Source organism: Sphingomonas palmae (assembly GCF_900109565.1).
Taxonomy (GTDB): domain Bacteria; phylum Pseudomonadota; class Alphaproteobacteria; order Sphingomonadales; family Sphingomonadaceae; genus Sphingomonas; species Sphingomonas palmae.
Map to the genome: position 1 here is coordinate 845,359 of NZ_FNZZ01000001.1, position 24,056 is coordinate 869,414.

Annotated in this window: 23 protein-coding genes; 16 read left to right on the plus strand and 7 right to left on the minus strand. The window is 68.4% G+C overall.

Going from position 1 to position 24,056, the window contains the following annotated elements; all coding sequences use genetic code 11:
* Nucleotide 1 precedes the first annotated feature (1 nt).
* The 7 genes from nusA to BMW51_RS04160 are packed head-to-tail and all read left to right on the plus strand — an operon-like array spanning nt 2 to nt 7,116.
* Entirely contained in the window at nt 2-1,630 is a 1,629-nt protein-coding gene (nusA, locus tag BMW51_RS04130) for a transcription termination factor NusA (RefSeq protein WP_093003521.1), read from the plus strand.
* Nucleotides 1,630-1,872, plus strand: a complete 243-nt coding sequence (locus BMW51_RS04135; protein WP_093003523.1) for a tautomerase family protein — start codon at nt 1,630-1,632, stop codon at nt 1,870-1,872. Before nusA ends, BMW51_RS04135 begins: the two co-directional genes overlap by 1 nt.
* The gene (locus BMW51_RS04140; protein WP_245708263.1) at nt 1,853-2,596 is read left to right on the plus strand and encodes a DUF448 domain-containing protein; all 744 of its coding nucleotides are present in this window, start codon (nt 1,853-1,855) and stop codon (nt 2,594-2,596) included. Before BMW51_RS04135 ends, BMW51_RS04140 begins: the two co-directional genes overlap by 20 nt.
* Entirely contained in the window at nt 2,593-5,448 is a 2,856-nt protein-coding gene (infB, locus tag BMW51_RS04145) for a translation initiation factor IF-2 (RefSeq protein ID WP_093003525.1), read from the plus strand. Before BMW51_RS04140 ends, infB begins: the two co-directional genes overlap by 4 nt.
* A gap of 18 nt (nt 5,449-5,466) precedes the next feature.
* A complete protein-coding gene (locus BMW51_RS04150; protein ID WP_093003527.1) occupies nt 5,467-6,138 on the plus strand; it encodes a hypothetical protein in 672 nt (223 codons plus the stop codon).
* The gene (gene rbfA, locus BMW51_RS04155) at nt 6,135-6,527 is read left to right on the plus strand and encodes a 30S ribosome-binding factor RbfA (RefSeq protein ID WP_093003529.1); all 393 of its coding nucleotides are present in this window, start codon (nt 6,135-6,137) and stop codon (nt 6,525-6,527) included. Before BMW51_RS04150 ends, rbfA begins: the two co-directional genes overlap by 4 nt.
* Before the next feature lie 10 nt (nt 6,528-6,537).
* Nucleotides 6,538-7,116, plus strand: coding sequence for a thymidine kinase (locus tag BMW51_RS04160; protein ID WP_093003531.1), 579 nt, complete (start codon nt 6,538-6,540; stop codon nt 7,114-7,116).
* Nucleotides 7,117-7,311: 195 nt separating this feature from the next.
* Here the strand turns inward: BMW51_RS04160 and clpA are convergent, their stop codons facing one another.
* Nucleotides 7,312-9,624, minus strand: a complete 2,313-nt coding sequence (clpA, locus tag BMW51_RS04165; RefSeq protein ID WP_093003533.1) for an ATP-dependent Clp protease ATP-binding subunit ClpA — start codon at nt 9,622-9,624, stop codon at nt 7,312-7,314.
* 233 nt (nt 9,625-9,857) lie between these two features.
* Nucleotides 9,858-10,055: a DUF1192 domain-containing protein gene (locus BMW51_RS04175; RefSeq protein ID WP_093003537.1), complete on the minus strand. Its 198-nt coding sequence runs from the start codon at nt 10,053-10,055 to the stop codon at nt 9,858-9,860.
* A 68-nt stretch (nt 10,056-10,123) separates the two neighbouring features.
* On the opposite strand from BMW51_RS04175, the gene BMW51_RS04180 reads away from it, so the two are divergent.
* Nucleotides 10,124-11,125 carry an NAD(P)H-quinone oxidoreductase gene (locus tag BMW51_RS04180; RefSeq protein WP_177171504.1) on the plus strand — a complete coding sequence of 334 codons (1,002 nt, stop codon included), beginning with the start codon at nt 10,124-10,126 and terminating at the stop codon, nt 11,123-11,125.
* A gap of 93 nt (nt 11,126-11,218) precedes the next feature.
* Here the strand turns inward: BMW51_RS04180 and BMW51_RS04185 are convergent, their stop codons facing one another.
* Nucleotides 11,219-11,476 carry a hypothetical protein gene (locus tag BMW51_RS04185; RefSeq protein ID WP_245708264.1) on the minus strand — a complete coding sequence of 86 codons (258 nt, stop codon included), beginning with the start codon at nt 11,474-11,476 and terminating at the stop codon, nt 11,219-11,221.
* Nucleotides 11,477-11,738: 262 nt separating this feature from the next.
* Here BMW51_RS04185 and BMW51_RS04190 point away from each other — a divergent pair, with 262 nt between their 5' ends.
* The 8 genes from BMW51_RS04190 to BMW51_RS04225 all read left to right on the plus strand — a co-directional run bounded on the left by BMW51_RS04190 (nt 11,739) and on the right by BMW51_RS04225 (nt 19,670).
* Entirely contained in the window at nt 11,739-12,644 is a 906-nt protein-coding gene (locus BMW51_RS04190) for a UDP-2,3-diacylglucosamine diphosphatase (protein WP_093003539.1), read from the plus strand.
* Nucleotides 12,645-12,652: 8 nt separating this feature from the next.
* Nucleotides 12,653-13,675: a glycosyltransferase family 4 protein gene (locus tag BMW51_RS04195; protein ID WP_093003541.1), complete on the plus strand. Its 1,023-nt coding sequence runs from the start codon at nt 12,653-12,655 to the stop codon at nt 13,673-13,675.
* Between the two features lie 120 nt (nt 13,676-13,795).
* On the plus strand, nt 13,796-14,473 hold the full coding sequence (locus BMW51_RS04200; RefSeq protein WP_093003543.1) for a DUF1013 domain-containing protein: 678 nt from the start codon (nt 13,796-13,798) through the stop codon (nt 14,471-14,473).
* A 215-nt stretch (nt 14,474-14,688) separates the two neighbouring features.
* Nucleotides 14,689-15,786, plus strand: coding sequence for an MBL fold metallo-hydrolase (locus BMW51_RS04205; RefSeq protein WP_093003545.1), 1,098 nt, complete (start codon nt 14,689-14,691; stop codon nt 15,784-15,786).
* Nucleotides 15,765-16,583, plus strand: coding sequence for a 3'-5' exonuclease (locus BMW51_RS04210; RefSeq protein ID WP_425440961.1), 819 nt, complete (start codon nt 15,765-15,767; stop codon nt 16,581-16,583). Before BMW51_RS04205 ends, BMW51_RS04210 begins: the two co-directional genes overlap by 22 nt.
* Nucleotides 16,584-16,667: 84 nt before the next feature.
* Nucleotides 16,668-18,182 (plus strand): sensor histidine kinase, encoded by a 1,515-nt coding sequence (locus tag BMW51_RS04215; RefSeq protein WP_093003911.1) that lies wholly within the window; start codon nt 16,668-16,670, stop codon nt 18,180-18,182.
* Complete coding sequence (locus BMW51_RS04220; RefSeq protein WP_093003547.1) at nt 18,179-18,637, plus strand: response regulator; 459 nt, start codon at nt 18,179-18,181, stop codon at nt 18,635-18,637. Before BMW51_RS04215 ends, BMW51_RS04220 begins: the two co-directional genes overlap by 4 nt.
* Before the next feature lie 7 nt (nt 18,638-18,644).
* Nucleotides 18,645-19,670, plus strand: a complete 1,026-nt coding sequence (locus tag BMW51_RS04225) for a sensor histidine kinase (protein WP_093003549.1) — start codon at nt 18,645-18,647, stop codon at nt 19,668-19,670.
* A 4-nt stretch (nt 19,671-19,674) separates the two neighbouring features.
* Here the strand turns inward: BMW51_RS04225 and BMW51_RS04230 are convergent, their stop codons facing one another.
* The 4 genes from BMW51_RS04230 to BMW51_RS04245 all read right to left on the minus strand — a co-directional run bounded on the left by BMW51_RS04230 (nt 19,675) and on the right by BMW51_RS04245 (nt 23,975).
* Nucleotides 19,675-21,039 (minus strand): cytochrome P450, encoded by a 1,365-nt coding sequence (locus BMW51_RS04230; RefSeq protein WP_093003913.1) that lies wholly within the window; start codon nt 21,037-21,039, stop codon nt 19,675-19,677.
* 70 nt (nt 21,040-21,109) lie between these two features.
* Nucleotides 21,110-21,502: a cytochrome c-type biogenesis protein gene (locus BMW51_RS04235; protein ID WP_245708265.1), complete on the minus strand. Its 393-nt coding sequence runs from the start codon at nt 21,500-21,502 to the stop codon at nt 21,110-21,112.
* The gene (locus tag BMW51_RS04240) at nt 21,499-21,978 is read right to left on the minus strand and encodes a DsbE family thiol:disulfide interchange protein (protein ID WP_093003917.1); all 480 of its coding nucleotides are present in this window, start codon (nt 21,976-21,978) and stop codon (nt 21,499-21,501) included. The genes BMW51_RS04235 and BMW51_RS04240 overlap by 4 nt, the downstream gene beginning before the upstream one ends.
* Before the next feature lie 62 nt (nt 21,979-22,040).
* Entirely contained in the window at nt 22,041-23,975 is a 1,935-nt protein-coding gene (locus BMW51_RS04245; protein WP_093003551.1) for a heme lyase CcmF/NrfE family subunit, read from the minus strand.
* Nucleotides 23,976-24,056: the final 81 nt, after the last annotated feature.

The window sequence follows — 24,056 nt, forward strand, 5'->3', positions numbered from 1 at the left end:
GATGGCCACGGGCGTCACTGCGAACCGCGCGGAACTGATCGCGATCGCCAATTCGGTCGCGTCGGAGAAGATGATCGACAAGGGCATCGTCATCGAGGCGATGGAGGATGCGATCCAGCGCGCGGCGCGCACGCGCTACGGCCAGGAAATGGACATCCGCGCGAAGCTCGATCCCAACAACGGCGACCTGCGTCTGTGGCGCGTCGTCGAGGTGGTCGAGCTGGTCGACGACATCTACAAGCAAGTCGACCTGAAGGGCGCGCAGAAGCTGCAGGACGGCGCGCAGCTCGGCGACTTCCTCGTCGATCCGCTGCCCCCGATCGAGTTCGGCCGCATCCAGGCGCAGGCCGCCAAGCAGACGATCTTCCAGAAGGTGCGCGACGCCGAGCGCGAGCGCCAGTACGAAGAGTTCAAGGACCGCGCGGGTGAGATCATCACCGGCGTCGTCAAGCGCGTAGAGTTCGGCCACATCGTCGTCGACCTCGGCCGCGCCGAGGGCGTGATCCGCCGCGACGCGCAGATCCCGCGCGAGGTGGTGCGCGTCAACGATCGCATCCGCTCGCTGATCCTCAAGGTCGTGCGCGAGAACCGCGGCCCGCAGATCTTCCTGTCACGCGCCCACCCCGACTTCATGAAGAAGCTGTTCGCGCAGGAAGTACCCGAAATCTACGACGGCATCATCGAGATCAAGGCGGCGGCACGCGATCCGGGCAGCCGCGCGAAGATCGGCGTCATCTCCCACGACTCCTCGATCGATCCCGTCGGCGCCTGCGTCGGCATGAAGGGTAGCCGCGTCCAGGCCGTCGTGCAGGAGATGCAGGGCGAGAAGATCGACATCATTCCCTGGTCGCCCGATACTGCGACCTTTGTCGTCAACGCATTGCAGCCGGCGAACGTCGCGCGCGTGCTGATCGACGAGGAAGAGGACCGGATCGAGGTGGTCGTGCCCGACGATCAGCTTTCCCTTGCGATCGGTCGCCGCGGCCAGAACGTGCGCCTCGCCTCGCAGTTGACCGCCAAGGCGATCGACATCCTGACCGAGACCGACTCGAGCGAGAAGCGTCAGGCCGAGTTCGTGAAGAACAGCGACACGTTCCAAAACGAGCTCGACGTCGACGAGACGCTCGCGCAGCTGCTCGTCGCCGAAGGGTTCAGCGAGCTCGAGGAAGTCGCCTATGTCGAGCTCGACGAGCTCGCCGGCATCGAGGGCTTCGACGAGGACCTCGCGCAGGAGCTGCAGAGCCGCGCGCAGGAAGCGCTCGAGCGGCGTGAGACCGCGCAGCGCGAGGAGCGCCGCGCGCTGGGCGTCGAGGACGCGCTGGCCGAACTGCCCTACATGACCGAGGCGATGCTCGTCACGCTCGGCAAGGCGGGCATCAAGACGCTCGACGATCTCGCCGACCTCGCGACCGACGAGCTGATCGAGAAGAAGCGTCAGGAGCCGCGCCGCCGCAATGACGATGCTCCCAAGCGTCCGGAGCACAAGGGCGGCGTGCTCGGTGCCTATGGCCTCTCCGAGGAACAGGGTAACGAGATGATCATGGCCGCGCGTGCGCACTGGTTCGAGGACGAGCCGGCATCCGCGAGCGAGAACGCCGAGCCCGAAGCCGAAGAGGCTGCGCGCGACTGATGCCGTTCGTGCTGATCCGACTGGCGGGCAGTGCGACCCGCGATCAGAAAGCGGGGATCGTGGCTGATGTCACATCCTCGCTGGTCACGCGGCTGGGCAAGAACCCGGCCGCGGTGCAGGTCGTGATCGAGGAAGTCAGCACGGAAAATTACGGTGCGGGCGGGCAGCTGATCGCCGATCGCGACTCGCCAGCGCAGCCACTTATCGCCAAGGGAGACGCGCATGCGGAACCCCGACCATGAGGCGATAAGCGGCCCCACCCGCTCCTGCATCCTGACCCGCGATCGTGCGCTGCAGCACGCGCTGGTGCGGCTGGTGCTCGGCCCCGACAATCTGGTCTACCCCGACGTGCGCGCGAAGGCGCCGGGTCGCGGTGCCTGGATCGGGGTGACGCGTGGCGAACTCGAACAGGCCTATGCCAAGGGCCGCTTGCGCGGTTCGCTCGCGCGCGCATTCAAGTCGAACGACGTGCAGGTGTCAGACACGCTGCCGCATCAGATCGCGACCGCTCTGGAGAAGAACGCACTCGACCGCTTGGGGCTGGAGGCACGTGCCGGGCACCTGCTGACCGGCGCGGAGCGGATCGAGAATGCAGCGCGCGGTGGACAACTTCGTGCGCTTTATCACGCCGCCGACGCGGGTGAGGACGGCGCGCGCAAGCTTGCGCAGGCATGGCGCGTCGGCTCCGATCGTGAGGGAAGCGACCTAAAGGGTCTGGTTCTTCCCGTCGCGCGCCCCATATTGTCGTTGGCGCTGGGCCGCGAAAATGTGGTACATATCGGCGTCACCGACCGCACGGCGGCCGATCGACTGGGCGAAGCGCTCGGTCGCTGGCTGCACTTTATCGGCCCTGATCCTATCCCGGCACCTTGCGAAACGGCCTCGCAAGGCGCATCGGCGCCCGGTCTCGAGCTTGCCTCGAACCTGGCGCCTACGGCCGTGACGATGAACGAGGAATTTGAGTGAGCGAGACCGACAACGACAAGCCGAAACTCGGAATGCGCGCGCCCCTGGGGCTGAAGCGCACGGTCGAGACCGGCAAGGTGAAGCAGAGCTTCAGCCACGGCCGTAGCAATACGGTAGTGGTCGAGGTGAAGCGTCGCCGCGTGCTCGGTCCGCAGGGTGCGGCCGAGCAGACCCCTGCGCCCGAGCCGACGCCGGCACCCGCGCCTGCTGCACCGCAGCCGCAGGCCGCACCGCCGCGCGCGCCGGTCAGCAACGAGACCGCGCAGGAGCGCCAGTCGCGTCTGCTGCGCGAGGCCGAGGAACAGCGCATGCACGCGCTGGAGGAAACGCGCCGCCGCCAGGACAGCGAGCGTCAGCACGCCGCCGAGGCCGAGCGCGCGCGCGCCGAAGAGAAGCGCCGTGCCGAGGCGGAAGCGCAGGCTGCCCCGCCCGCCCCTGCTCCCGAGCCCGAGCCCGAGCCGACCCCTGCTCCCGCACCCGCGCCTGCTCGCGAGGCAGCGCCTGCGCCGACTGTCGCGACGCCGATGGGCGCGCGCGGCTTCCGCCCGGTCGTGCGTGAGACGCCGCCGGCGGCCGAACCCGCACCCGAGCCGACCCCGGCTCCGGCCGTCGAGGCGACGCCCGCACCCGCTCCGGTCGAGGTGGCAGCACCCGTTCCTGCGCCGACGCCTGCGCCTACCCCCGCACCTGCTCCGACGCCCGCACCCGCGCCGCGTCCGACGATCGAACTCGGTCGCGATCCGTCGATGCCCGCGCCGCGTCGCTTCTCGCCGGTCGCGCGTCCCGACATTCCCAAGCCGCAGCCCAAGCCCGAGCCGAAGCCGGCGGCTGCCGCCACGCCGTCGCAGCCCGCATCGGGCGGTGGCGTCAACACGCCGCGCGCGATGCCCGCGGGCACGATGGCGGCACGCGGTGCAACCGCGGCCCGTCCGCAGCAGCGCGACCGCAAGTCGGACGAGCGTCGCGGCGGCAAGCTGACCGTCAACCGCGCGTTGAACGAGGACGGCGCCCGCGCGCGCAGCCTCGCCGCGTTGAAGCGTGCGCGTGAGAAGGAGAAGCGTGGCTTCGGCGGCCCGCGCGAGCCGCAGGCCAAGCAGGTCCGCGACGTGCAGGTGCCCGAGGTTATCACGGTGCAGGAACTCGCCAATCGCATGGCGGAGCGCGGTGCCGATCTCGTGAAGGCGCTGTTCAAGATGGGCATGCCCGTCACGATGACGCAGTCGATCGATCAGGACACCGCCGAGCTTCTGGTGACCGAATTCGGCCACAACATCGTCCGCGTGTCCGACAGCGACATTGATCTCGCGCTCGACACCGCGCCCGATGCGGAAGGCGATCTGCAGCCGCGACCGCCGGTGGTCACGATCATGGGCCACGTCGACCACGGCAAGACGAGCCTGCTCGACGCGCTTCGCGGCACCGACGTGGTGCGCGGCGAGGCCGGCGGCATCACGCAGCACATCGGCGCGTATCAGGTGACGCTCAAGGACAAGTCGAAGGTCACCTTCCTCGACACGCCGGGTCACGAGGCGTTCACCGCCATGCGTGCGCGCGGCGCCGATGTCACCGACATCGTCGTGTTGGTGGTCGCGGCCGACGACGGGCTGATGCCGCAGACGATCGAGGCGATCAACCACACCAAGGCGGCGGGCAAGCCGATGATCGTGGCGATCAACAAGGTCGACAAGCACGACGCCAACCCGCAGCGCGTGCGCGAGCGTCTGCTCGAGCACGACATCCAGGTCGAGGCGATGGGCGGCGAGACGCAAGACGTCGAAGTTTCCGCGCTCAAAAAGATCGGGCTGGACGAGCTGATCGCCAAGATCCAGCTCCAGGCCGAGCTGCTCGAACTGCGCGCCAACCCCGATCGCGATGCGGAGGGCAGCGTGGTCGAGGCGAAGCTTGACAAGGGCCGCGGTCCGGTCGCGACCGTGCTTGTCACACGCGGCACGCTCAAGGTCGGCGACGTGTTCGTCGTCGGCGCGGAAAGCGGCAAGGTGCGCGCGATCGTCGACGACAAGGGTCGCCAGCTCAAGAATGCCGGTCCCTCGATGCCGGTCGAGGTGCTCGGCATCACCGGCACGCCGTCGGCGGGCGACCAGTTGCAGGTGGTCGAGAACGAGCAGCGTGCGCGCGAAGTGGCGGAGTATCGCCAAGGCGTGTTGACGCAGAAGCGCACCACTACTGCGCCTGCGAGCCTTGAGAGCATGTTCTCCGCGCTCGCCGCCAACAAGGCGATCGAGTATCCGCTCGTCGTCAAGGCGGACACGCAGGGTACGGTCGAGGCGATCGTCGCGTCGATCAACAAGATTTCGACCGATCTCATCCGCGCGCGCGTGCTGCACTCGGGCGTCGGTGGTATCACCGAGAGCGATGTGACGCTCGCGGGTGCGTCGGGCGCGCCGATCATCGGCTTCAACGTCCGCGCGAATGCCAAGGCACGCGAGATCGCCGAGCGGCAGAAGGTGGCGCTGAAATACTACGACGTCATCTACGACCTGATCGACGAGATCCGCGCCGGCATGGCGGGTGAACTCGGGCCGGAGGCGTTCGAGACCGTTGTCGGCCGCGCCGAGATCCGCGAGGTCTTCTCGGCCGGCAAGCACGGTCGCGCGGCGGGTCTGCTCGTAACCGACGGCATTATCCGCAAGTCGCTCAAGGCGCGCATCACGCGTCAGGATGTCATCATCTACCAGGGCGAGATCGCGTCGCTTCGTCGCTTCAAGGACGACGTGCCCGAGGTTCGCGCCGGCTTGGAGTGCGGTGTGACGTTCACGCAGAACTTCACCGACATCAAGGCGGGCGACTACCTGGAGACCTACGAAGTCGAACTGCGCGAGCGCACGTTGTAAGCGCGCCCGAGCGGGCGGATGCTGTCACAGACACAGATCATCCGCTCGCTCGGCGAGGCGCTCGGCTGGCTTGAAAAGGAGCTCGATTGGGGCGCACCGCTTGCCGGGCTTCGCCACCTGACCGGGCGCATTGGTGAGTTCTACGCCGCCATGCTGACCCGAGGTCGTCAGATGGCGGGCGCGGTCAACCAGCGTGGCTACGACGTGGTCGGGTTCGATGGCGAGCGCATCGCGGTCAAGACCGTCACGTCCAGCGGCCGCGCGACGTTCAACCCGCGCACGCTCACGCTCGTCGACCGCATCATCGTGCTGCGGATCAGCACCGACGCCGACAATGGTGTTGCGATCGAAACACTGCTCGATGTGCTGCGCGCTGATTTCGATCACCATCTGCGGTCCCTCGCGAACGGCGAGGTCGAATTCCCGATCCGACCGCCGCGTACCCCCGCGCGCGACATGGACGATCAGGCAATCATCGCCGAGGCCGCTTACGATCGCTGGATGGTCCGCCAATACGAAAGTGGAACCGTGCGCGTGCTGGAAGACGGTGTCGAACTCGCGACCGCGATGCCCGTGCTCCGTATGCTCGCGGCGACCCTTGGCGTTGACCTGCGCAATGCTAATGGCGGGTTCCGGAACACGCGACAGCTCGGCGACGCTGTGCTCGTGGCGATGAAGAGTATGAGATGAAGAACGACGACAAGCCCGAGAAATCCGTCCGTACGCTGCGCGTCGGCGAGCAGGTTCGCCACGTCCTGTCGGAGATCCTGCAACGCGGCGACGTGCATGACGAGACGCTGGCAAAGCACATGGTCAGCGTGACCGAGGTGCGCATGTCGCCAGACCTGCGCCACGCGACCGTGTTCGTGAAGCCGCTGCTCGGCCGCGACGAGGAAGCGGTGCTCAAGGCGCTGCGCACCAACACGGCTTACCTACAGCGCGAGGTCGCGCACCGCGTGCAGAACAAATATGCTGCCAAACTCAAGTTCCTGGCGGACGAAAGCTTCGACGAGGGCAGCCACATCGACGCGCTGCTGCGCCGTCCGGAGGTTGCGCGCGACCTGAACGACGACGAATAGGCTACGCACCGTGGCCAAGCTCTATTTCTACTATGCCAGCATGAACGCGGGCAAGTCGACCAACCTGCTCCAGGCCGATTTCAACTACCGCGAGCGCGGCATGGCGACGATGCTGTTCACCGCCGCGATCGACGATCGCTTCGCCGCGGGCACGATCACATCACGCATCGGCCTGTCCGCGCCCGCGACCCCGTTCGACACCTCGACCAATCTTGCCGCGCAGGTGGCGGCGCAGCACGCGCAAACGCCGATCGCATGCGTGCTGGTCGACGAGGCGCAGTTTCTCACCGACGCGCAGGTCGACCAGCTCGCCTGGCTCGCCGACACCCTCGCCGTGCCGGTACTCGCATACGGCCTGCGCACCGACTTCCAAGGACAGCTTTTTCCCGGCTCCGCCCGCCTGCTCGCGCTCGCCGACTCGCTCATCGAGATCAAGTCGGTCTGCGCCTGCGGGCGCAAGGCGACGATGAACCTGCGCGTCGACGCCGCCGGTCGCCCAATCGCGCAGGGGCAGCAGACCGAAATTGGCGGCAACGACCGCTACGTCGCGCTATGCCGCCGCCACTTTACCGAGGCACTGGCAGGCTGAGCGGCGAGCGGACGCGCCTGCCCTTCCTTCCCCGTTATCCCAGACCCGGTCCAAGGTCCCAGTTCCTTGGCGAGCTGCAAAGAGCAACGAAATCCTGAGGCGGATGACCTGATCAGCTAGCCGCCAAATCTACGCAAACGAAAACCCCGGCCAGTCACCCGGCCGGGGCCCATGTCACTCAGCGCTAGCCGCGGCTCACGCCTTGACGGTCGCCGCCTTGCCACCCTTTTTCTTGGGTTTGGGCGCCGCCGGCTCGATCGTGAACGCGAGCGCATTGTCCTTGAGCTTCACCGTTACCTCGCCGCCGTGGACCAGCTTGCCGAACAGCAATTCCTCGGCCAGCGGCTGCTTGATCTTCTCCTGGATCAACCGGCCCATCGGGCGCGCGCCATACAGCTTGTCGTAGCCCTTGGTCGTCAGCCACGTCTTCGCTTCGTCATCCAGCTTGATGTGCACATCGCGGTCGGCGAGCTGGAGTTCCAGCTGGAGGATGAACTTGTCGACCACACGCGCGACCACCTCGGGGGGCAGGTAACCGAACGGCACCACCGCATCCAACCGGTTGCGGAACTCGGGCGTGAACATCCGCTGCACCGCCTGCTCGTCCTCACCCTCGCGGGTCAGGTTGCCGAAGCCGACCGTCTCGCGCGCCATGTCGCTGGCACCCGCATTGGTCGTCATGATCAGGATGGTGTTGCGGAAGTCGACCGTCTTGCCGTGCTGGTCGGTCAGACGCCCGTTGTCCATCACCTGCAACAGGATGTTGAACAGGTCCGGATGCGCCTTCTCGATCTCGTCGAGCAGCAGCACGCAGTGCGGACTCTGGTCGACCGCGTCGGTCAACAGACCGCCCTGATCGAACCCGACATAGCCCGGAGGCGCACCGATCAGCCGGCTGACCGAGTGCCGCTCCATATATTCGGACATATCGAACCGCTGGAGCGGGATGCCCAGGATCGTCGCCAGCTGCTTCGCCACCTCGGTCTTGCCGACGCCGGTTGGGCCCGAGAACAGATAATTGCCGATCGGCTTCTCCGGTTCGCGCAGACCAGCGCGCGCCAGCTTGATCGCTGACGACAGCTTCTCGATCGCGGCATTCTGCCCGAACACGACGCGCTTCAGATCAGTCTCGAGATGCTCGAGCACCTTCTTGTCGTCGGTCGACACCGACTTCGGCGGGATGCGCGCCATCGTTGCGATGACAGCCTCGATCTCCTTGGCGGTGATCGTCTTTTTGCGCTTGTTCGGCGCCACCAGCATCTGCATCGCGCCGACCTCGTCGATCACGTCGATCGCCTTGTCGGGCAGCTTGCGGTCGTTGATGTAGCGCGCCGACAGCTCCACCGCCGACTTGATCGCCTCGGGCGTGTACTTGACCGAATGGTGCTCCTCGAACGCGGAGCGCAAGCCGGCGAGTATCTTGATCGTATCCTCGACGGACGGCTCGTTGACGTCGATCTTCTGGAACCGGCGCAGCAGCGCGCGATCCTTCTCAAAGTGGTTGCGGAACTCCTTGTAGGTGGTCGATCCGATGCAGCGGATCGTGCCGCCCGACAACGCGGGCTTGAGCAGATTGGACGCATCCATCGCGCCGCCGCTCGTCGCGCCCGCGCCGATCACGGTGTGAATCTCGTCGATGAAGAGCACCGCGTCGGGCATCTTCTCCAGCTCGTTGACGACCGCCTTCAACCGCTCCTCGAAGTCGCCGCGGTAGCGCGTGCCGGCGAGCAGCGCGCCCATGTCGAGCGAGTAGATGACCGCGGGCAGCAGCACCTCGGGCACGTCACCCTCGACAATCTTGCGCGCCAACCCTTCCGCGATCGCGGTCTTTCCCACGCCCGGATCGCCTACGTAGAGCGGGTTGTTCTTCGAGCGCCGGCACAGGATCTGCACCGTGCGGTCGACCTCGGCCGAGCGCCCGATCAGCGGGTCGACCTTGCCGGTCTTCGCCTTCTCGTTCAGGTCGACGGTGAATTGCTTAAGCGCGCTCTCGCCCTTCTTGCCCGACTCGGCCTTTTCCTTCTTCTCTTCCTCCGCACCCTTCACGCTCGTCGCCTCCGGGGTGGCGTTGCCCTTGCCAACGCCGTGGCTGATATAGCTGACCGCATCCAGCCGGCTCATGTCCTGCTGCTGGAGGAAATAGACCGCGTAGCTCTCGCGCTCGCTGAACAGCGCGACGAGGACGTTGGCGCCCGTCACCTCGTCGCGGCCCGAGGACTGGACGTGGAGGATCGCGCGCTGGACGACGCGCTGGAAGCCGCTGGTCGGCGAGGGATCAGTGGCGGCGTCGACCTTCAACGCGCCGAGTTCGGTGTCGAGGTAGTGTGCGACGGTGGTCTTGAGCTCACCCGTGTCGACCCCGCACGCGGCCATCACCTGGCTGGCGTGCTCGTCGTCGATCAACGCGAGTAGAAGGTGCTCCAGCGTCGCATATTCGTGGCGACGCGAGGACGCGGCCTCGAGCGCCTTGTGCAGCGTGGTCTCGAGAGCGCTGGCGAAAGAAGGCATCGGTTACTTACTCCTGTCGGGCGCTGCCCGAACAGGCATCGCCCTTTCCACCTATGTCGGTAGTCGAGCGCCCCGCATCAAGCCGCGCGCCCTTCTCGCCATCACCGGGTTGAACGTTCATGGCGGTCGGTTGGCTCCGGAAAGGCCGGACCCGCGCATGCTCGCCACGCACCCCCTGCATCGCCGTCGTCGGCATGTGCAGGCGGGCGGTCCCGGTCATCGGCGCGCGCGTCTCACGACTTGAACAGCGAGTCCGCGCTCGCGCGGTGGCTCACCGCACCGGCGATCTTCGCGCGACAGCGCGCGATCTCGCCCTCTAGCGCCGTGACCCGCGCCTCCAGCTCGCCGACCGACAGCCGGTCGAGGTCCTCGGCCAGCAACGCCGTCAGCGGATCGTCGCCGCGGCGACCGAGGATATCGTCCAGGTCCACGATGACGAACGTTGACCCTGCCCGACGTGAAGTCAATAAGGCCGCGGCGAAATGGGGGACTTCGTGTGATGGGTGACCTACCCGAGACGATGCTGGCGATCGATCCGGATGCGCCGGGCGGACCCGAGGTGCTGGTGCCGGTGGAGCGCCCGGTGCCCGCTCCGGCCGCGGGCGAGGTGCTGATCCGCGTCGCCGCCGCCGGGGTCAACCGTCCCGACGTGCTCCAGCGCAAGGGCGGCTACCCGCCCCCGCCAGGCGCGCCCTCGACGCTCGGGCTTGAACTCGCCGGAACGGTCGTCGCGGTCGGCGACGAGGTCGACGCGGCGATGATCGGCCAGCCGGTCTGCGCGCTGGTCGCGGGCGGTGCCTATGCCGAGTACGCGGTCGCCCCCGCAGCGCAATGCCTGCCCGTGCCAGAGGCGCTGTCGATGGCGGAGGCCGCTGCGCTTCCCGAGACTCTGTTCACCGTGTGGACCAACCTGTTCGAGCGCGCCTTCGCTGTCGAGGGCGACACCGTGCTCGTCCACGGCGGCACGAGCGGCATCGGCACGATGGCGATCGCGCTTGCCAACCTGTTCGGGCTGACGATCATTGTGACCGCGGGCTCGGACGAGAAATGCGCCGCGGCGCGCGAACTCGGCGCGCATCACGCGATCAACTACAAGACGCAGGATTTCGTCGCCGAGGTGAAGTCGATCACCGGGGGCAATGGCTGCGCCGCGGTGCTCGACATGGTCGGCGGCGATTACGTGCCGCGCAACATGCAGTGCCTGGCCGACGACGGTCGCCACGTCTCGATCGCGGTGCAGGGCGGCACGCACGCGACGATCCCGATCTTCGACATCATGCGCCGCCGCCTGACGCTGACCGGATCGACGCTGCGCGCGCGCGACGCCGCGTTCAAGGGGCTGGTCGCCGACGAGCTGCACAAGACGGTATGGCCGCACGTCGAGGCGGGCCGCCTGAAGCCGGTGATGGACCGCACCTTCCCGCTCGCCGAGGCCGCCGACGCGCATCGCCGGATGGAGGCGGGCGACCATGTCGGCAAGATCGTGCTGACGCTCGACTGAGCGACGACACAGCCGGGCCGGGAAACGGCGCGCCGGGCATCCCCGCCGCGCCGTTTTCTGTTGCCACTCCGCCGCTCGGCGAAGCGCCTCGGCTCAGTTGCTGTCGCTGTTGTCGTCGCCGCCGTCGGTCGCGACCAGCACCACCGCGACGATCGCCGCCAGGATGCCGATGCTGATCAGCGTGCCGGTCGGCACCGCCGCGCCGATCTGGCTCGACTTCGCCGCCGGCGCCGCCGCGCGGATCGACAAGGACGCCGCTGGGTTCGTCGGCGCGGGCGCTGCGACGGCGGCGGTGGAAACGGTCATCAGCGCGGCGGCGACGCTGCCACCCAGCATGGACTTAAACGACATGATAATTCCTCCTGTTGGTGCCCGCTTCCCTCGTGCCGCCACGCCTGTCAACGACGCGGCACGCCCCCGCGGCATGCGGGGCGCGTAAAAGCACGGCGATGTTGCAAGCGTGAGACAGTGGCGCGCGGCCGGATGCGTGTCGCCGAACCGTCACGCCCCTGTCGCGGCGGCGTCACGGCGCTGTCGCGACGGCGTCACGCGCCCGAGACGCGGGCGTAACATGGCCGGTGTAGGACCTTTCCCGACCGGGAGAGCCACGACGATGACCGCCACGACGATCGCGCGCCTGACAACCGCACCGCCGAACGGTGCCGACATCACCGACCTGTTCGATTTCGCCGCCTCGCGTCCGCACCGCCCGGAGCCAGAGGGTAATCAGCGCCGCCGCTATCGCGCGATCTGGATCAGCGACGTGCATCTCGGCACCCGCGGCTGCAACGCCGACCTGCTGATCGACTTCCTCGACCATGTCGACAGTGACACGATGTATCTCGTCGGCGACATGATCGACGGCTGGCGGCTCAAGAAGCGCTTCTACTGGCCGGCCGCGCACAACGACGTCGTGTGGCGGCTGATGAAGCGCGCTCGGCGCGGCACGCGGATGGTCTACATCCCCGGCAACCACGACGAGATGTTCCGCCAGTTCGCCGGGCTCGACTTCGGCGGCATCCAGATCCGCCGCAAGGCCATCCACGAGACCGCCGACGGTCGCCGCCTGCTGGTGCTTCACGGTGACGAGTTCGACGCGATCACGCTCGCGCACACTTGGCTCGCGCACGTCGGCGACGCCGCCTACACCGCGCTGATGGGGCTGAACCGCTGGGTCAATGCTTTCCGCCGCCGCGCCGGCATGCCCTATTGGTCGCTGTCGAAACATGCCAAGGCGAAGGTCAAGAACGCGGTCGCCTTCATCTCGCGCTTCGAGGAGGTGGTCGCGCAGGCGGCGGGCTCGCGCGGCGTCGACGGCGTCGTGTGCGGCCACATCCACACCGCGGAAATGCGCGACATCGCCGGGGTCGCTTATTACAACGACGGCGACTGGGTGGAGGGCTGCACCGCGCTGGTCGAGCATCACGACGGCCGCATGGAGCTGCTTCACTGGGCCGACGAGATCGCGCGGCGCGACCGCGACGCGCCCGCCGCCGTCCCGCTCACGCTTGCCGCCTGAGCGGTCCCGTGCGGATCGCGATCGTCACCGACGCCTGGGCACCGCAGGTCAACGGCGTCGTCCGCACGCTGGAGGCGACGCGCGCGCAGCTGCTGGCACTCGGTCACGACGTGCTGGTGATCGCACCCGACGCTTTCGCCAGCCTGCCCTGCCCGACCTACCCCGAAATTCGCTTAGCCCTCGCCGGGCGCAGCGCGGTCGGCCGCCGCCTCGCCACCTTCGCGCCCGATGCGATCCATATCGCCACCGAAGGCCCGCTCGGCCTCGCGGCCAGGCGCTGGTGCGGCGCGCGCGCGCTCCCCTTCACCACTGCCTATCACACGCAGTTTCCCGATTACGTCGCCGCACGCACCGGCGTCGCGCCCGACTGGGTATGGCGCTACGTCCGCTGGTTCCACGCCGCGGCCGAGGCCGTGCTCGTCTCCACCCCGACGATCGCCGCCGAGCTGCACGCGCACGGCCTCGCCCACACACGCCTGTGGGGCCGCGGCGTCGACCTCGCCTGCTTCGCGCCCGCGGGGCCGATCGACCCCGCAATGCGCCCGCTACCCGGTCCCGTGCTACTCTACGTCGGCCGTGTCGCGGTCGAGAAGAACCTAGACGCGTTCCTCGCCGCCGACGTGCCGGGCAGCAAGGTCGTGATCGGCGACGGCCCCGCGCTCGCGTCGCTGCAACAGCGTTTCCCGGCCGCGCACTTCCTCGGCCGTCGCTCGGGCGACGCGCTCGCCGCCGCCTATCGCAGCGCCGACGCCTTCGTCTTTCCCAGCCGCACCGACACGTTCGGGCTCGTGATGATCGAGGCGATCGCCTGCGGGACGCCCGTCGCCGCCTTTCCCGTGGCCGGGCCGGTCGACGTGCTCACCGCTGCGACGGGCGCGATGCACGAAGACCTGTCGGCCGCGATCGGCGCCGCATTAAGGCTCGACCGCCGCGCCTGCGCCACCGCCGGACAGCGCTTCACCTGGGCCGCCGCGACCGAGCAGTTCCTCGCCGCGCTGCAACCGATCGCCCCCGCCCGCCTCGCCGCCTGACCGTACAGTCCGAGCGCCACGCACACCCCGCTTGCCCTCGCCCTCCCCCTGCACTAAGTCTGCGGGCATGGTGTGGCCGCTCCGGTAAGGGGCGGCCCTTTGCATTTATGGAGTTCCCGCATGGCCCAGCCGCTCATGCCCCACGCCACTGCTTCCTGGCTGGTCGACAATACCGCGCTCTCGTTCGAGCAGATCGCCGATTTCTGCGGCCTCCACATCCTCGAGGTGCAGGCGATCGCAGACGACACCGCCGCGACGAAGCTCACCGGCCGCGATCCGATCCGCGCGCACGAGGTGACGCAGGAGGAGGTCGACCGCGCGCAGGCCGACCCCGACTACCGGATGCAGATGACCAAGGGTCCCGACCAGGTCCGCCGCACCAAGGGCCCGCGCTATACCCCGGTGTCGAAGCGGCAGGACAAGCCCGACGGCATCGCCTGGATCATCCGCAACCATCCCGAGATCTCGGACGGCCAGATCTCGCAGCTGATCGGGACCACGCGCACGACGATTGCCGCGATCCGCGACCGCAGCCACTGGAACATCGCCAACATCACGCCGAAGGACCCGGTCACGCTCGGCCTCACCAGCCAGCGCGAGCTCGACGCCGCGGTCAGCAAGGCGGCGAAGGCGGCGGGGATCGAGCAGCAGCAGACCGACACCCGCCTCGACGGGGACCGTCAGGCGCTGATCGCGAGCCTGCGCGCGGAGCGCGACCAGGCCGCGCGTGACGCGGAGAACGGCTACGACGAGGGCGCGACCGCCCGCCCCGCGTTCGAGGATCCGTTCCGCCGCTAAGCGACCGCGCTGCCCGGCAGTCAGACATGGAAGGAGCCGCGACTGAATACTCGGTCGCGGCTCTTTATCTTTGACGCACAGCCGGAACCGCTAGCCGGATCAAAATTTCGGCCAAACCTGCCGCGCTACCAACCGCACGAACCCGCCCTACGTTTAAGCCGCCCGCTTCATTATCTGCGTGACGTGCGCCGCCTATGCCCGCTAGCGTCTCCGGCATGGCGACACACCACCAGCGAGGACTGATCGGCGACGAGGGATTGACCCCGACCAGCGCCGCCGGCCTCACCTATCCGTTCGGCGACCGCGCGCCCAAGCCCGGCGAGCTGGTGACGATCGCGCCCGGCATCCGCTGGTGGCGGGTGCCGATGTCGGGGCCGCTCAAGCACGTCAACGGGCTGATCCTCGACGACCATGACGCGAACGGCCCGTGCGTGCTCACGATCGACACCGGCACGGCCAGCCCGCGCACGACCGAGGCGTGGCGCACCATCCTCGACGGCCCGCTCGCCGGCGAACGCGTTGGCCGCATCCTGTGCACCCACATGCACCCCGATCATCTCGGCCTCGCCGGCTGGCTCTCACGCCGCTTCGACGACGCGCCGATCCTGATGACGCGCACCGAGTGGCTGACCGCGCGCATGCTGTCGTCCGACGCGCGACCCGAGGTGCCCGACGAGCAAATCGCCTTCTGGCGCGGTGCCGGCTGGAGCGACGAGCAGATCGCGGAGGCGAGCAAGGGCGGCTTCGCGCGCTTCGCCAAGATGATCGCCCGGCTCCCGCTCGGTTACACCCGCATCCGCGACGGCGAGGTGCTGCGGATCGGTGACGCCGACTGGCACGTCGTGGTGGGCAGCGGCCACTCGCCCGAGCACGCCTGCCTCGTCGACTATGACCGCCGCATCCTGATCGCGGGCGATCAGGTGCTGCCGCGGATCAGCTCCAACATCTCGCTCCACGCCGGCGAACCCGGCGCCGACCCGCTCGGCGACTGGCTTGCCTCGATCGAGCGTTTCCGCCGGCTGCCGGACGATCTGCTCGTCCTGCCCGGCCACGGCGACCCGTTCCACGGCCTCCACGCGCGTCTGGACGCACTCGAGCAGGAGCACCGCGACCGGCTCGACGCGCTCGTCGCGCACATGACCGAGCCGCGCCGCGCGGTGGACTGTTTCGCACAGCTGTTCCGCCGCCCGATCGGCCCCGACGTGATCGGCATGGCGACGGGCGAGGCACTCGCCCACCTGCGCCACCTGGAGGTCACCGGCCGCGTGGTTCGCACCACCCGCGACGGCGTATGGTGGTATTCGCGCGCCTGAACGCCCATTTATCTTTCGTGTCGACGTTCACCACCCGCCCCCGCCCGCAACCGCAGATCGTTCGCGTCATCGACCTGGAGACGACCGGCTCCGCCCCGCCCGCGCATGCGGTATGCGAGGTCGGCTGGCAGGACGTGGCGCTCGGTGAAGACGGCCGCTGGGAACTCTACGGCGAGGGCGGCAACATCCTCGTCAATCCCGGCCGCCTGATGCCGCCCGTCACGCAGGCGATCCACCACATCCGCGACGAGGATGTCGCTGACGCGCCTTACTGGCACGATGTTGCGCGTCAGGTGCTCGACCCCTACCCGCGCCGCGTCGCGCTCGCCGCGCACCGCGCGGCGTTCGAGGAGCAATTCTGCACTCCCGCCTTCACGCGCAACGCCGACTGGATCTGCACGTGGAAGTGCGCGCTGCGGCTCTGGCCCGACAGCCCGTCCTTCTCCAACCAGGTACTGCGCTACTGGCGCAAGCCCTACGGGCTGGAGCACGAGCGCGGCCTGCCCGCGCACCGCGCCTTCCCCGACGCCTATGTCACCGCGCACCACGTCCGCGACCAGTTGAACGAGGCGAGCGTCGCGCAACTGGTCGAATGGTCGAACGAGCCCGGTCTGCTGCCGCGCGTCCGCTACGGCCCCGACCGCGGCAAGGAATGGCGCGAGATCGAGGAGGAAAGCCTCGTCAAGTTCATGACCGACCGCGATCCCGACATCCGCTTCACCGCCGAGACCGAAATGGCGCGGCGCCGCGGCGGCGGGCACGTCGGTCGCGCCACCGCCCAAGAATTACTGCTTTAATCGCTGCGCTAATTGTCACGCTAGGCGGCGATCCTAACCTATCACACTTGTGACAGGTCCGCTTTGCTGCTTATCGCGGGCGCGATGGCCCGCTCGCCCACCTTGTTCGTCTCGCCGAGAGAAAGCCCGATCGGCAAGCGGCTGACCACGCTGATGTCGATCGGCTTCCTCGCGCTCGTCGCCGCGGGGATTGCCGCTGCATGGATGACGCAGCGCAATCAGGTCCACGCGCGCTGGGTCGAACATACCTACCGCGTCGAGAACGCGATCATCGATCTGCGCCGATTGATCGAGGAAGGCGAGACGACCAGGCGCGGCTATCTGCTCGCCCCCGACGTGCCGCTGCTGCGCACCGCCTATGAGGCGACCGCGCGCGATCTGCCCGTTCGCCTCTCCGCACTCGACGCGTTGGTAGCCGACAATGCACTGCAACGTCGCAACGTCGTCGAACTCGACGCTCAGATCGGTCCGATCGCCGCCGCGCGCGCGCAATCGATCGCGCTCGTCGATGCAGGGCGCGTGGTCGAGGCGCGCGATCTGTTCCATACCGAAACCGCCTCGCGCCGCATGATGGCGGTGCGCCGCACGATGAACCGCATGATCGCGATCGAGCGCACGCTGCTCGCACAGCGCGACGCCGAATTGCGCGACGCGGTGCACGCCTTCTACGTCATGCTCGCGCTGACGGGCGTGCTGCTGGTCGTGGTCGCGCTGATCTCGCTCGCCGCCGTGCTCACCTACACGCGCGATCTCGGGCGGTCGCGCGATACGCTCAACGAGCTGAACGCGAATCTGGAGGCGATCGTCGCCGATCGCACCGCTGACCTCACGCGCGCGAACGAGGAGATCCAGCGCTTCGCCTATATCGTCAGCCACGACCTGCGCTCCCCGCTCGTCAACGTCATGGGCTTCACCGCCGAACTCGAAGCCTCGACGCAGCAGCTGGCCCAGCTCGTCGACCGCGCCGAGCAGGAGGCGCCGCACCTGGTCAGCGAGGACGCGCGCCTCGCCGCGCGCGAGGACTTGCCCGAGGCGATCGGCTTCATCCGCACCTCGACGCAGAAGATGGACCGGCTGATCAACGCCATCCTGATGCTGTCGCGACAGGGTCGCCGCGTGCTCTCGCCCGAACGGCTCGACCTCGTCGCGCTGGTCGAGAACATCCGCGACGCGATGACGCACCGCCTGACCGAGGCGGACGCCGAGATCGTGATCGAGCAGCCTATGCCCGACGTGGTCAGCGACCGCTTCTCGCTCGACCAGATCCTCTCCAACCTCGTCGACAATGCGGTCAAATATCTGAAGCCCGGCGTACCCGGCCGCATCACCGTGCGTGGTCGCCGCCAGGCCTCGCGCATCATCATCGAGGTCGCCGACAACGGCCGCGGCATCGACCCGCGCGACCATTCGCGCGTGTTTGACCTGTTCCGCCGCTCCGGCACGCAGGATCGCCCGGGCGAAGGCATCGGCCTCGCCACCGTCCGCGCGCTCGTCTTCCGCCTCGGCGGCCATATCGAGGTTTCCTCGACCCTTGGCGAAGGCGCCACCTTCCGCCTAACGCTGCCCCTCTCGCTCGAACCGCAGGATCGCTCCGAATGAACGCCTCTTCCAATCCGCAGTCGGTCAACATCGTGATGATCGAGGACGATGAGGGTCACGCGCGCCTGATCGAGAAGAACATCCGCCGCGCCGGCATCCTGAACGAGATTCGCCACTTCACCGACGGCACCACCGCGCTCGACTACCTCTTCAACGCCGCCGACGGCCCGCAGCGCAACGGCCCCGCACTCGTCCTGCTCGACCTGAACCTGCCCGACATGAGCGGCACCGACATCCTCGCCCGCATCAAGGGCAGCGATGGCCCGGTGCGCCGCACCCCCGTCGTCGTGCTGACCACCACCGACGACAAGGTCGAGATCCAGCGCTGCTACGACTTGGGCGCCAACGTCTACATCACCAAGCCGGTCAATTACGAGAGCTTCGCGCAGGCGATCCGCCAGCTCGGCCTGTTCCTGTCGGTCATCCAGGTGCCCGACCTGGACGACGGCCGGTAACGGGCGCGTGAGCGTGCGCCGCGTCCTCTACATCGACGACGACGCCGGTATCCGCCGGCTGGTGTCGCGCGCGCTGGAGAGACGCGGCTATTCGGTCACCGCGGCCGACGGCGGAGAGGCGGGCGTCGCCGCCGCGGCGAGCGAGCCGTTCGATCTCGTCGCGGTCGACCATTATATGCCCGGCATCGACGGGCTGGAAACGCTCGCGCGGCTGCGCGCGCTGCCGAACCCGCCCGCCGTCGTCTACGTGACGGGCTCGGAGGAAAGCCGCGTCGCGATCGCCGCGCTGCGCGCCGGTGCCGCCGACTACGTCGTGAAGACGCCGGGCGAGGATTTCTTCGACCTGCTCGACGCCACCTTCGCACAGGTGATCGAACGCCGCCTGCTCGAACAGGCGACGCTGCGCGCTGAGGAGGACCTGCGCGCCAGCAATGCCCGGCTCGAGGCGCTGCTCGCCGAGGTCAATCACCGCGTCGCCAACTCGCTACAACTCGTCTCGGCGATGGTCCGCATGCAATCGAGCGCGCTGACCGACGCGGCCGCGCGTGCGGCGCTGGAGGATACGCAGCGCCGCATCACCGCGATCGCGCAGGTCCACCGCCGCCTCTACACCGGCGACGCGGTGGAGAGCGTCGACATGCACGAATACCTGACTGCATTGATCGACGAGCTGACCGCGACCTGGTCGACGCCCGCCACCCCGCGCGCGCTCAAGCTCGCGGCCGAACCCGTCCGCCTGCCGACCGATCGCGCGGTGTCGCTGGGCGTGATCGTTACCGAACTGGTCAGCAACGCGTGCAAATACGCCTATCCGCACGGCCCCGGCGAAGTGCGCATCGCGCTCACCCGCGACGGCGACCAGCGCTTCCGCCTGTCGGTCGAGGATGACGGCGTCGGCATCGGGGACGCGGTGCCGAAGGGTACGGGCGTCGGCACCAAGCTGATCCGCGCAATGGCGCAGAGCCTCGACACGATCGTCGAATACGATCCGCTGCACGCCGGCACCCGCGCGATCCTGGCCGGCACGCTCTAGCGGCTCACGCCGCCCGCCGCTCGGGCGTGAACGCGACCTCCAGTCGCCGCAGCGCATGAACGAAATTGTTCGGCGCGATGTCGATCCCGCCCGACCAGTGCATGTCGGGAAAGCGCCGAAAGATTTGGCGGTACGCTTCCTCCAGCTGCACCTGCGCGGTCATCCGCCCGATGCACAGATGCGGGCCGTAGCCGAAGGCGATGTTCTTCTCCGCATTGGTGCGCGCGATGTCGAACCGGTCGGGATCAGGAAACATCGCGGCGTCGCGGTTCGCGGCACCGTAATACATGATGACCTTCTCGCCCGCCGCGATCATCTGACCGTTCAGTTCGACGTCCCGCGTCGCGGTACGCCGCATGTAGATGACCGGCGACACCATGCGCGTGATCTCATGCACCGCATTGGTCAGCAGGCTTCCATCCGCTTGCAACCGCGCCTTCTGCTCGGGGTGCTCGGTGAACAGCTTCATCGCGCCCGACAGTGTGTTGCGCGTCGTGTCGTTGCCCGCGAACACGATCAGCAGCCACGCCCCGTCGAGATACTCGCCCGGCAGCCGCTCGCCCTCTACCTCGGCGTTGGCGATCGCGCTCATCAGGTCGTCCTGCGGGTCGGCGCGCCGCTTCGCCAGCATGTCGCGCCCATACTCGAACATCTCGCCGACGTTGTGGTTGAACAACTGGATGAACGCCGCGATCTGCGGGCTCGGCGCGGCCAGCCCTGCCAGCTGCTCGATCTGCTCGGCCGCGACCTGCTGCGCCATTTCCAGGAAGTGGATCCAGCCGACGAACCGCTCGCGGTCCGCCACCGGCACCCCCAGCATCTCGCACAAGGTGAAGATCGGCAACCGCTGCGCGAACTTCTCGACGAAGTCGCACGTGCCCATCGGTGCCACCCCGTCGAGCAACCGCGCCACCTCACCCGCCACGCGCGCGCGCAGCCCCTTCATGTAGCTCGCGGTGAAATACGGCATGTGCTCGCGCCGCAGCTGCCGATGCGCGCGTCCGTCGAGATTGATCATCGAATTGGTGGAGGCCGAGAACAACGTCGGGTGCCGCGTCTCCTCCGGCCCCAGCCCCATCAGGATGCCGCCCGCCTCCGACGAGAAGGTCTCGGGATCGCCGTTGACGCGCTTCACGTCCTCATACCCGGTCACCGCCCAGAAACCGACGCCCGTGCCGCCGCCGCTGGTGCGCGGTCCCTCGTGCCACATCACCGGTGCGCGCGCGCGCATCGCGGCGTAATCATCCCACGGCTGACCGTGCGTGAACGCGCGAATGTCGGTCAGTCGCACCTGCTCGAGCACCGGGTAAGCGGGCGCGAACGTCGGTCCTGCGCGTCCCTCGACGATATGGTCGCTGACCAGCCGCATCGAACTTCCCTCGCCCATAACTTTTGTTCTGGCGAGACTAAGCGCGATCGTCGCCGCGCCCAAGCGCTTTCTAGCGACGGCGGAACGACGCGCGCGCGACCAGCATGCCAAGCCCTAGCAGCACGATCGGCGCGACCCACAGCGGCCACGTCGTGCCTCCGACCGGCGGGTCGAACGTCACGTAGTCGCCGTAGCGCGCGATCAGCCACTGGCGAACCTCGTCGGGTCGCTCGCCGCCGGCGATCCGCTGCCGCACCAGCGCGCGCATGTCGCCAGCCATGTCGGCGTCCGAGTCCGCGATCGACTGCCCCTGACAGACGAGGCAGCGCAGCGTCGCCATCAGGGCGCGCGCCTCCGCTTCCTGCGCCGGATCAGGCAGCTGCGTATAGGCGAGCGCGGCGGGCGGTCGCTGCGCCATCACGGGTGCCGCGATCAGCGCGAGCGCGAGAACGAACTTCCTCACTCGGCCCCAACCTCAGCCTCGGCCAACGCCTGCTGCAACCGCGCGACATCCTCGGGGCGGATGTCACCGACGTGCTGCATGCGGATCACGCCGCGGCCGTCGATCACGAACGTCTCCGGCACCCCCGACGAGCCGAGCGCCAGTTGCAGCCGGCTCGTCGCATCGTCGCCGATCCGCGCGTACGGGTCGCCGTTGCGCCGCAGGAAACCGGTGATCGCCGGCCCCGTGTCACGGATCGCGACCGCGTCGATCGGCACGCCCGCCGCCTTCAACGTCATCAGCTGCGGCGCCTCGGCGATGCAGGGGATGCACCAGCTCGCGAACACGTTGAGCAGCCGCGGCTTGCCCTGCCTGAAATCCTTGTCCGACAGCCCCGGCTTGCCCGGCACGATCGGCGGCAGCGTGAACGCGGGCAGCGGCTTGCCGACCATCGCCGAGTGCACGGTGCGGTCCGCGGGCAGGTACAGCCCCCACATCACGACCGCGACGATCACGCCGAACGCGCACAACGGCAGCCAGACGACCCACCGCTTGCCGCTCACGCGTACCACTCCATCTCCGCGCGTCGCCGCCGCTTCATCCACCCGCGCCGCTGGTGCCCGACGATCGACAGCGCCCCACCCGCGGCGATCATCGCGCCGCCCAGCCAGATCAGCGTCACGAACGGCTTCCACCACAACCTGAGCTGCCAGCGCCCGTCGTCGCCCAGCGCGCCCAGCACGGTGTAGAGCTGCCCGCCCGCCAGCGTCGCGATCGCGCTCTCGTTGGTCGTCGTCACCGGCGTGGTGAAATAGCGCACCTGCGGGCGCAGCACGAATGGCGCGTCTTCGCCCTCGCGGACCGACAGCCTGGCCTCCAGCGCGGTCCAATTGTCACCGATCACCGGGCGCACGCCGTCCAGCGTCACCGTGAAACCCGCCACCCGCACCGGATCGCCGACGTACACCGCCGCCAGCCGCTCGGTCGTGAACGCGCTCGACGCTGCCATTCCCGCGAGGCTCACCGCTACGCCTAGATGCGCCACCACCATGCCCCACAAGGTCAGCGGCGCGCGGCGCAGGTTGCGCTTCGCCAGCGGCGCGACGCTCGCCACCGCCAACCCCGCGGCGAGCCCGATCCCCGCGGTCGGCAGCACGCCGATCCAACCGCCCAGCACGAACACGCCGACGCTCGCGAACAGCGCGGCCGCGATCGGCCATTGCAGCCGCTCGATCACCGCGCCGACCTCGTCGCGTCGCCACCGCATCAACGGCCCCGCCGCCATCACCGCGACGAGCAGCAGCGCGAGCGGCCCGACCGTCTTGTCGAAGAACGGCGCCCCGACCGACAATTGCACCCCCATCGCGCCCGCGACGATCGGGTAGAAGGTCCCGATCAGCACCACGCCCAGGATCACCGACAAGAGCAGGTTGTTGACCACCAGCGCACCCTCGCGGCTCAGCGGATCGAACAGATTGCCCTGCCGAACCGTCCCGACACGCGCGCCGAACAGCGCCAGCGCGCCGCCGATGTAGATCACCAGCAACGCGAGGATGAAGCTGCCGCGCGTCGGATCGACCGCGAAGGCATGGACGCTGGTCAATATACCCGATCGCACCAGGAACGTGCCGATCATGCTCATCGAGAATGCGACCACCGCCAGCATGATCGTCCACGCGCGCAATCCATCGCGCGTCGCCAGCACGCTGACCGAGTGGAGCAATGCGGTCGCCGCCAGCCACGGCATCAGGCTCGCGTTCTCGGTCGGGTCCCAGAACCACCACCCGCCCCAGCCGAGCTCGTAATAGGCCCAGTACGACCCCGCGGTGATCCCCAGCGTCAGGAACACCCACGCGCCCAGCACCCACGGCCGCATCGCGCGTGCGAACACCGGCCCCACGTCGCGCGTGAGGAGCGCCCCGACCGCGAACGAGAAGGCGACCGATAGACCGACGTAACCGGCGTAGAGCGTCGGCGGGTGGAATGCCAAACCCGGGTCCTGCAACAGCGGGTTCAGCCCCGCGCCGTCCGCCGGCGCCGGATCGGCGCGCGCGAACGGGTTGGAGGCGAACAGCAGGAACGCGTAGAACCCCAGCGCGATCGCGGCCTGCGCGCCCAGCGTCGCGATCAGCGTTCGCTCGGGCAATCGCCGCTCGAACTGCGCGACCGCGGCACCCGCCAGCCCAAGGATCGTCACCCAGAGCAGCATCGAGCCTTCGTGATTTCCCCACGCGCCCGCGAACTTGTACAGCCACGGTTTGGCCGAATGGCTGTTCGCCGCCACCAACGCCACCGACATGTCGGAGGCGAGAAAGCACGCGATCAGCGCCGCCATCGCGAGCGCGACGAGCGCGCCCTGCACGATCGCCACCGGCCGCATCGCCGCCGCCACGTCGTCGCGTCCACGCCGAAGCGCGAGTCCGGACAAGGCGATCTGCAACACCGCGAGCGTCGCGGCGAACCAAAGGGCGGCAAGGCCGAATTCGGCCGTCATGCGGGGAAAGGATCGAAGCTCACGTCGCCCGCCGCCTTACCCGCGCTCGCGTCGGAGAACCAGCGCGGACACGCTGCATCG